Raw genomic sequence first — 8,404 nt, 5'->3', positions numbered from 1 at the left:
CTCTGCCAACGGCCGCCGGGCCGCCGCCCGGTACCCGTACGCCGCCGCCCACAGGCGCCAAGCGGTGAGTGCCATCCCCGCCAGAGCGCATCCGATCAGCAGCCGTAACCCGGCGCCGTCCGCGAAGTACGCCTGCAGGCTGTGAGCGGACGGAAACGAGCCGACCGCCAGATAGAGCGCGGACGGAACCGCGAGGAGCAGCGTCAGGCAGAGCAGGACCTTCTCGTGGGCCGGGAGCCCTGGCCGCTGCSGACGGGCATCGCGCCACAACCGTCCCAGGGACAGGCCGCGCCAGGCCGCCTCGTCGTTCACCTGATTCAGCTGCCGCGTCCGTTCGACCACCACCGTCCGCAGCGGCTCCAGCTTTTCGGGACGGGTACGCGGGTGGGCCGCCGCGTACAGCAGGGCACGACGCTGCCGTGCGTACTCCAGCGCGATGAGCCAGGTCGCCGGGGGCTTCAGCAGAGCGAAGGCGAACAGCACCTGCGCGCTTCCGCGGCCCTGCTGCTCCCCATCGAGCCGGACGCCGCTCTCGCGCCGTACGCCGAGCCGGACGGCTCGGACGCTCCACCCCCAGGCGAGCGCCAGGCATCCCAGGATGATCCACAGGCCCCACGATCCGGTGAGACGTTCCCGCCACGCTCCTGCCGTCTCGTTGCCCGGAAAGACGGCCGCGTAGTTGTGCACCCAGTGAACGGCCACCGCGCCGGCGACCGGGAGCGCGGCGCAGGCCCGCACCAGCCGGCTCGCCCCGCACAGCAGCAGTCCCACCCCGGCACCCGCCAGCACGCTGGCGAAGACGTGCATGTCGTACGGCATCCGCACCACCAGGCCGCCGGTCTCTGCCACTCCGGTCGGCGCCGGGAACCAGTGCCCCAGCACATCGCCCGGGCCCGGAACGTAGACCTGGGACATCAGACTCGCTGGAATCTGCCAGCCGCCGGATTCCCGGGGTACCGCCTTCGCTCCCGACCCGGCGTACATCAGCAGCTCTTCCAGCAGGCTGAAGCCCGCCCCCAGAGCTCCGCCCAGCACCGCGAAGTCCGCAAGCCCCCACTGCAAACGGCCGCGCAGCGCCCACCCCGCCAGCAGCAGCGGAGCGATCTTGATCAGCTCCTCCGCGACCGGGGCCGTCGTCCACGACACGGTGTCCAGCACGGCGCTGACGGACTCGTGCCGTGCGGCAGCCAGTTGCCGTGCGGTCACCAGCTCCACCAGCATCGACGCCACGCCACAGCCGTACGCCCCCACCCCGAAGGCCAGGAACACCGTCGGCCAGCGCACCGTGCGCACCGGCGAGGTGAGCAGCAGCAGCTGCAGCACCCCCCACACCGACGCGGCCGCCATCCAGAACGCCATGCCCACCCCCCAGGTGCAATTTGCAAACGCGCATGCAAAAGCTAGAGCAAACATCGTTTGCACACAAGGGTGTTCCAGGCATGGCTGTGCTCACGCACAGGGAGTGAATGCGGCGAGGGCGTCGCCCGTCAGCTGACCCCCGCCCTCAGCGACCGCAGCACGTGCCCGACCAGGGAGGCCACCGTCTCCGCGTCCTGCATCGGCTTGCGCAGGACGTGGCGGTAGTAGACCGGGCCGTAGAGCATCTCCACCGCCAGGCGCAGATCGGCGTCCGGCGGGATCTGGCCCTGTTGCTGGGCGCCGCGCAGGCGGTCGACGGCGGCTTCGAAGCGGGGGTCGATCAGTTGGGTGCGGACCGTTTCGGCCAGGGCGTCGTCGTGGTGGAGTTCGGAGAGTATGCCGGCGTACGCGGGACCGAAGGGCGGTTCGGCGAGGAACCTCACCGCGGCCGTCACATGGGTGCGCAGATCCACGGCGATGTCGCCCGTGTCGGCGAACGGGGTGGCGGTGACCAGGGCCTCCGTGAACGCCTCCAGCAGCACCGCGCTCTTCGACGGCCACCACCGGTAGATCGTCTTCTTGCTGACGCCGGCCCGGGCCGCGATGGCCTCGACCGTGACGCGGCCGTACCCCTTCTCCGTACAGAGGCCGAGGGCGGCCTCCAGCGTCGCCCTGCGTGAGCTCTCGCTCCGGCGCAGCGAACTCGGCGATGTGATCATTCGGTGAGCATAGGTCCGTTCGAGCACATCCTTGTTGACAGCCCGTCGCCAGAAGTCGAACAATGCCCATGCGGGAAACGGAACGTACCGTGTCGGCTCGTTCCTTGCCTTTCGCACCGTTCGTGCCGTTCGTGCCGCGACGAGCCGATCGGGGGACGGCTCGCCGGCCGACGGTACGGGTGCCGGAGCCGGGCCGATTTCCTCGGGCGGTTCTTCTCAGGCCGTGATGTCCTTCGCCGTGAACCGGGCCCAGGCCGCCGAGCCGAACACCGCCGCGTACAGCGCCTGCAGCTCCAGGTTCTTCAGCACCTCGTCCCAGTAGAACGGCTCGCGCAGCAGGTCCGAGAAGGACAGCCAGTAGTGCGAGAAGAGGTACGGGGCGATCCCGCTCAGCTGCGGGATGGCGTCCAGGATCTGCACGGTGATCAGGACCCCGACCGTCGCCGCCATGGCCGCGATCCCGCTGTTGGTGAGGGTCGACACGAAGAGCCCGAGGGCCGCGAAGCCGATCAGTGACGCCGCGACCGCCACCGCGACGAGGCCCGCCCGGAGCAGCCCCTCGCCGAAGCTGATCCGGGTCCCGGAGATCGTCGTGAGGTCGTCCACGGGGAAGAGCAGCGCGCCCACGGCCAGCGCGGAGGCGGCGACGACGAGGGTCGCGATCAGGCAGAAGACCAGGGTGGAGGCGTACTTGGCGAGGAGCAGCCGGGTCCGGCCGGCCGGTGCGACCAGGAGGTAGCGCAGCGTTCCCGCACCGGCCTCGCCCGCTACGGAGTCGCCCGCGATGACGCCCACCGCCATCGGGAGGAAGACCGGGAGGACCGCGGCGAGGGAGGCGAAGACCAGGAAGAGGCCGTTGTTGGTCACCTGGGAGAGGAACGCGGGGCCCGCGCCGCCCCCGCCGGGACCGGCCGACGATCCGTCGGCCGTCTCGATGCGGACCGCGATCCCGATCAGGACGGGGACGGCGGCCAGCACACCGAGCAGGGCGACGGTGCGCCAACGGCGCAGCGTGGTGGTCAGTTCGGAGCGCAGGAGGCCGAGCGTCCACAGCGGGTTCCGCCGGTCCGTGGTGGTCCCGGTGGTCCCGGTGGTCCCGGTGGTCCCGGCCGGTGCGGGTTCAGCCTGCGACATCGAATCCCTCTCCGGTGAGTGCGACGAACGCGTCCTCCAGCGAGGCCCGTTCGACGCCGAAGGAACGGACCCGGATACCGGCGTGGACCAGGGCCGCGTTCAGGTCCGCGAGTTCGACGGTGCCGGCCGGGGCGTCGGCCCGGACCCGGTCGCCGTCGAGGGTGATGCCGGTGATGCCGTGCTCCTTGAGGACGCGCGCGGCGTCGGCGGGGTCCGGTGTGGTGACGGCGAGCCGGCCGAGGGAGCCCGCGGCGAGGTCGGCGACGGGGCCCTGGGTGATCAGGCGGCCCCGGGCCATGACCGCGGCATGCGTGCAGACCTGCTCGATCTCGTCGAGGAGGTGGGAGGAGAGGAACACCGTGGTGCCCTCGGCGGCCAGTTCCCGGATCAGGGCGCGGATCTCCCGCATGCCCTGCGGGTCCAGGCCATTGGTCGGCTCGTCCAGGACGAGCAGCCGGCGGGGCCGGAGCAGGGCGGCGGCGAGGCCGAGCCGCTGCTTCATGCCGAGCGAGTAGGCCCGGGCCTTCTTGCCGGCGGCGGCGGCGAGACCGACGCGCTCCAGGGCGTCGCCGACGCGGGCGCCACGGGTGCGCGGGTCGGCGGTGGGGTCGGCGCGGTCGAAGCGCACGAGGTTGTCCCGGCCGCTCAGGAACCCGTACAGCGCGGGGCCTTCGATCAGTGCCCCGACCTGGGGCAGTACGGTGCGGGCCGCGCCCGGCATGGGGCGGCCCAGGACGCGCGCGGTGCCGGACGTCGGGTCGATCAGGCCCATCAGCATCCGGATGGTCGTGGTCTTGCCCGAGCCGTTGGGACCGAGGAAACCGAAGACGCTGCCGCCCGGGACGGCGAGGTCGAGCCCGTCGACGGCGAGCTGGCCGCCCCGGTAGCGCTTGGTGAGACCCCGGGTCTCGATCACGGGCACGGTGCCGGCCCCAGTCATATGTGCTCCCCACAGGTCGCCCGGGCCGCGTCCGCCCCGTCCCACCGTACGGAGGCTACGGCGGGACGGGGCGGCGCCGGTGCGAAACGGCGTACGGCGTGGTGTCAGCCGGCCTGGTTCGCCGCGTTCACCAGCGCGTCCTTGGTGACCGCGCCGACGTAGACACGGCCGTCGTCCGTCATCAGGGCGTTGACCAGGCGGGTCTTGAAGACCGTGCCCGAGCCGAACTTCCCGGTGACCTTGTCGCCGAGGGCGTCGAGGAACTGCTGCGCCCCGGCCGGTACCTCGCCCGATTCCGCCGACGGGAGGGCCGTCCCGCCGGGGGTCTTGATCTCGGCGACGGTGTTCCAGCCCTTGCCGATCACGTTCATGCCCTCGAAGGCGCTCAGGTCGCCCTTCGCCCTGTCGGCCTCGGCCTTCCCGTGGCCCTCCGCCTCGTCCGCCTCGGTCACCTCGGCGCCCTTGGGCGGCGTGAAGGAGAACGAGGACGCGTCGGGCTTGCCGAAGTCGACCGTGGTGAACCCGGCGTCGACCGCCGCCTTGCCGCCGCTGCTGGGCCGCAGGGTGAACTTGAGCGGTACGCCGTTCTCCGCGTCCACCGCGACGGTGATCGAGCCGATCGTGGAGCCGCTCTGCTCGGGCTTGATGACCAGCCGGTACGCGTCGCGCCCGGCGACCTGCGCGGTGCCGTCGACCGTGACGGACGTCGTGCCGTCGGCGGCCTTCAGGGCCTGCTCGGCCAGGGCTTTCGGCGTGGTGGGTACGCCGTCGGGGGCGGCCTGCCGCTCCTTGCTCCGGCCGGTCCGGTCGTGTGCGCTCCCGGCGTTCTTCGCGTTCTTCGCGTTCTTCGCGTGGTAGACCGCGTTGGACTTGCTGTCGTACGCCCAGACCTGGTCCCCGTTGTGGATCAGGCTGTACTCGGACGCGTCGTCCAGGATGGACAGGCGCTGCTTGTCGGGGCCGTCGGCGGCCACCCGGAGGGTGTGCGTGCCCGAGGCCAGTTCCGTGAGCTTCTGCTGCGGGTCGGCGCTCGCCGAGCCCTGGCCGGCCGCGCCGTCGGGGACGAGGGAGCCGGTCAGGCCGCCCATCGACGGGATCCCGAGGTCGGTGCTGATCTTCACCGTGCCGGAGAGCTGCTGCGTGTCCGATGCGGCGATCTTCTCGATGAGCTCCTGCGCGGTGATCTTCGGCAGATCGGGGTCCCCCGAGCTCGCGAGCGCCGGGACCAGCCCGATCGTCGCGGCCGCCACCCCCGCCACCGCTACGGGGACGATGTAGCGCGCCGCCTTCCGGCGGCCCGCGCCGGCGCCCTTGGTGCCCTGCGCTGCCGAGCCGTTGGTGTCCGCGCTGTCGTTCGGTGCCATGTGTGCCCTACCTCCGTGGTCGGCGGCTTCCGTCCGGATGCACTCGTCCACTCCAGTGCCGCCATTCTCGCCCGTTCTGGTCAGGAGTGGTTGTTCTCCATCTGACCAAATCGGGCGGCTTCAGGCGTCAGCCCGCGGGAGCAACTCCGCCTACCTCTCCGGGATGACACCGAGGAGCGGTTCCTCCGCCAACCAGTAGGGGTCGGGGCGAGGGGCGTTCAGCCCGCGCGGTGCACCACGGCGTCGCACATCTCTTCCAGCGCGTCCTTGGCGTAGCACGAGGGCAGCGGCTTCAGCGTGGCCCGCGCCTSCTGCGCGTACCGGACCGTGTCGCGTCGTGCCTGGTCGAGCGCCGGGTGGGCGCGCAGCAGGCGCAGTGCCTCGTCGAGCCTGCCGGGCTCGTTCAGGTCGCCGTCCAGCAGTTCGACGAGCTCCAGGTCGTCCGGCTTGCCGTCGGCCGCGGCCTGCGCCCTCAGATGGAGTACCGGCAGGGTCGGGATGCCTTCGAGGAGGTCGGTGCCGGGGGTCTTGCCGGACTCGTGGGAGTCGGACGCGATGTCGAGGACGTCGTCGGCGAGCTGGAAGGCGACGCCGAGGCGCTCGCCGTACTGGGTGAGGATGTCGGTCGTCGACTCGTCGGCGCCGGACATCATCGCCCCGAAGCGGCAGGCCACGGCGATCAGCGAGCCGGTCTTGCCGCGCATCACGTCGAGGTAGTGCTCGACGGGGTCGCGCCCGTCGCGCGGTCCGGCGGTCTCCAGGATCTGGCCGGTGACCAGGCGCTCGAACGCCTCGGCCTGGATACGGACGGCCTCGGGGCCGAGGTCGGCCAGGATGTGCGACGCGCGCGCGAAGAGGAAGTCGCCGGTCAGCACGGCCACCGAGTTGCCCCAGCGGGAATTGGCGCTGTCGACTCCGCGGCGTACGTCGGCCTCATCCATCACGTCGTCGTGGTACAGCGTCGCGAGGTGGGTCAGCTCGACGACCACGGCGGCGGGCACCACGCCCGGGGCGTCGGCGTCACCGAACTGGGCGGCGAGCATCGCCAGCAGGGGCCGGAACCGTTTGCCACCCGCCCGCACCAGGTGCTGCGCGGCCTCCGTGATGAAGGGGACCTCGCTCTTGGTGGCATCGAGCAGCCCCGACTCGACAGCAGCCAAACCGGCCTGGACACCGGCCTCAAGAGCCTGGTCCCGCACGCTCAGTCCGAACGGCCCGACGACGGTCACGAGGGGATCTCCTGTCTGCTGACGATCACACGGAATGTCGATGTGTCGCTGCCATCACTCAAGTCAGCGTATCCGGTCCCCTTTGGATCACCGTGGGCGCCTTCCCGCCACCGCCGGTATGTTCGGGATCAGCTCATACGATCAGGAGTCACCCCTTTGTCCCACACCGCCGCAGACACCGAAGCCGCCCAGCCCCCGCCGGGCGACGACCATGCCTTTTTCGGCCAGCCACGGGGGCTGATGACCCTGTCCGGCCTGGAGGTCTGGGAGCGGTTCTCGTTCCTCGGCATGCAGGCGATCCTGGTCCTCTACTTCGCCGACGCCGTCAGCAACGGCGGCATGGGGATGGAGGCCGGCACCGCCGCCTCCGTCTCCGCCGCCTACGGGACCCTCGTCTACCTGGTCTCCGTGGCCGGCGGCTGGCTGGCGGACCGGATCCTCGGCTCGTACCGCGCCGTCCTGTACGGCGGGATCCTCATCGCCATCGGCCACTACTCCATGGCGGTGCCCACCGACGCCATGACCTGGGTCGGCCTCGGGCTGATCAGTGCCGGAACGGGCCTGCTCAAGCCCAATGTCGCCACCATGGTCGGCAAGCTCTACCGCACCGACGACGAGCGCCGCGACGCCGGCTTCGCCCTCTACTACATGGGCATCAACATCGGCGCGTTCCTCGGCCCGCTGATCACCGGCTGGCTGGGTGACCACGCGAGCTGGCACTGGGGGTTCTCGGCCGCCGCGTTCGGTATGACGCTCGGCCTGATCCAGTACGTGCTGGGCCGCCGTCACCTGGCCGGGCGTAAGAACACCGCCGAATTCGCGCTGGCCCCCGGACCCATGCGCCGGGCGGTCCGGCTCATCGTCATCGGTGTCGTCGTGGTCGCCGCCGTCGCGACCGCGCTGGCCCTGGCGGGCTGGCTGACGATGGACCGCTTCGTCGACCTGCTCACCCTCATCTCCGTGATCGCGCCGGTCGTGTACTTCGCGGTGATGTTCCGGAGCCCCCGGGTCACCGCGGAGGAGCGCGGCAGGCTGCGCCCGTACGTGGTGCTGTTCCTGGCCTCCGTCGTGTTCAACTTCATCCTCTTCCAGGCGTACTCGACGATGATGCTGCTCGCGTCGACCAACGCCCGTACCGAGATCTTCGGCTTCCACTTCCCGGCCAGCTGGTACGCCTCCGCGCTCGGCGCCTTCGAGGTGGCACTCGCTCCGGTGGTCGCGGCCGTCTGGGCGAAAATGGGGCCGCGCCAGCCGCACGCGTCCAACAAGATCGCGATCGGGGTGATCCTCGGCGGGCTCTCCTTCCTGCTGATGGTGCTGCCCACCTCCGGGCACGCCGACGACACGTACAAGATGGCCGCCTGGTGGATCGTCGGCTCGTACCTGCTGCTCGGGCTCGGCGACATCCTGCTGGAGACCTCCGGCATGTCCGCGACCACGAAGCTCGCCCCGAGGGCGTTCGCCAGCCAGACGATGGCGCTCTGGTTCCTCTCCCTGGCGCTCGCCAACGGCATCCAGGCACAGATCGTGAAGCTGTACGGCGAGGTCTCCAACCCCGCCTACTTCGGTGTCAATGGCGCCATCGCGGTAGCGGCCGGTGTGGCCGTCATCGCCGCCGCCCCCTGGCTCAGGCGCACCATGCACCCCGTCCACTGAGGT

Annotated in this window: 6 protein-coding genes and 1 pseudogene; 1 reads left to right on the top strand and 6 read right to left on the bottom strand. The window is 71.0% G+C overall.

The features are described from left to right. The 6 genes and pseudogenes from EAO72_RS29470 to EAO72_RS29445 all read right to left on the bottom strand — a co-directional run. Window positions 1-1,359 (bottom strand): annotated as a pseudogene (locus EAO72_RS29470) (PrsW family glutamic-type intramembrane protease); the annotation flags it as partial. 128 nt (window positions 1,360-1,487) lie between these two features. Further along, window positions 1,488-2,078, bottom strand: coding sequence for a TetR/AcrR family transcriptional regulator (locus tag EAO72_RS29465; protein ID WP_148020182.1), 591 nt, complete (start codon window positions 2,076-2,078; stop codon window positions 1,488-1,490). Between the two features lie 216 nt (window positions 2,079-2,294). After that, a complete protein-coding gene (locus EAO72_RS29460) occupies window positions 2,295-3,212 on the bottom strand; it encodes an ABC transporter permease (RefSeq protein ID WP_148020181.1) in 918 nt (305 codons plus the stop codon). After that, the gene (locus EAO72_RS29455) at window positions 3,199-4,152 is read right to left on the bottom strand and encodes an ABC transporter ATP-binding protein (RefSeq protein WP_148020180.1); all 954 of its coding nucleotides are present in this window, start codon (window positions 4,150-4,152) and stop codon (window positions 3,199-3,201) included. The genes EAO72_RS29460 and EAO72_RS29455 overlap by 14 nt, the downstream gene beginning before the upstream one ends. Window positions 4,153-4,256: 104 nt before the next feature. Next, window positions 4,257-5,516, bottom strand: coding sequence for a LolA family protein (locus tag EAO72_RS29450; RefSeq protein WP_148020179.1), 1,260 nt, complete (start codon window positions 5,514-5,516; stop codon window positions 4,257-4,259). A 218-nt stretch (window positions 5,517-5,734) separates the two neighbouring features. Beyond that, entirely contained in the window at window positions 5,735-6,745 is a 1,011-nt protein-coding gene (locus EAO72_RS29445) for a polyprenyl synthetase family protein (RefSeq protein ID WP_148020178.1), read from the bottom strand. A gap of 156 nt (window positions 6,746-6,901) precedes the next feature. On the opposite strand from EAO72_RS29445, the gene EAO72_RS29440 reads away from it, so the two are divergent. Beyond that, the gene (locus tag EAO72_RS29440) at window positions 6,902-8,401 is read left to right on the top strand and encodes a peptide MFS transporter (RefSeq protein WP_148020177.1); all 1,500 of its coding nucleotides are present in this window, start codon (window positions 6,902-6,904) and stop codon (window positions 8,399-8,401) included. Window positions 8,402-8,404: the final 3 nt, after the last annotated feature.

Source organism: Streptomyces sp. OR43, from assembly GCF_008042275.1.
In the GTDB taxonomy this organism is placed as follows: domain Bacteria; phylum Actinomycetota; class Actinomycetes; order Streptomycetales; family Streptomycetaceae; genus Streptomyces.
The sequence above is the reverse complement of the archived record's forward strand: the minus strand, read 5'-3'. Positions and strand labels throughout refer to the sequence as shown.

Bases quoted from the DNA above. Each gene is read 5' to 3' on its own strand.
- EAO72_RS29465 (WP_148020182.1), bottom strand. From the start codon at position 2,078: ATGATCACATCGCCGAGTTCGCTGCGCCGGAGCGAGAGCTCACGCAGG.
- EAO72_RS29450 (WP_148020179.1), bottom strand. From the start codon at position 5,516: ATGGCACCGAACGACAGCGCGGACACCAACGGCTCGGCAGCGCAGGGC.
- EAO72_RS29455 (WP_148020180.1), bottom strand. From the start codon at position 4,152: ATGACTGGGGCCGGCACCGTGCCCGTGATCGAGACCCGGGGTCTCACC.
- EAO72_RS29460 (WP_148020181.1), bottom strand. From the start codon at position 3,212: ATGTCGCAGGCTGAACCCGCACCGGCCGGGACCACCGGGACCACCGGG.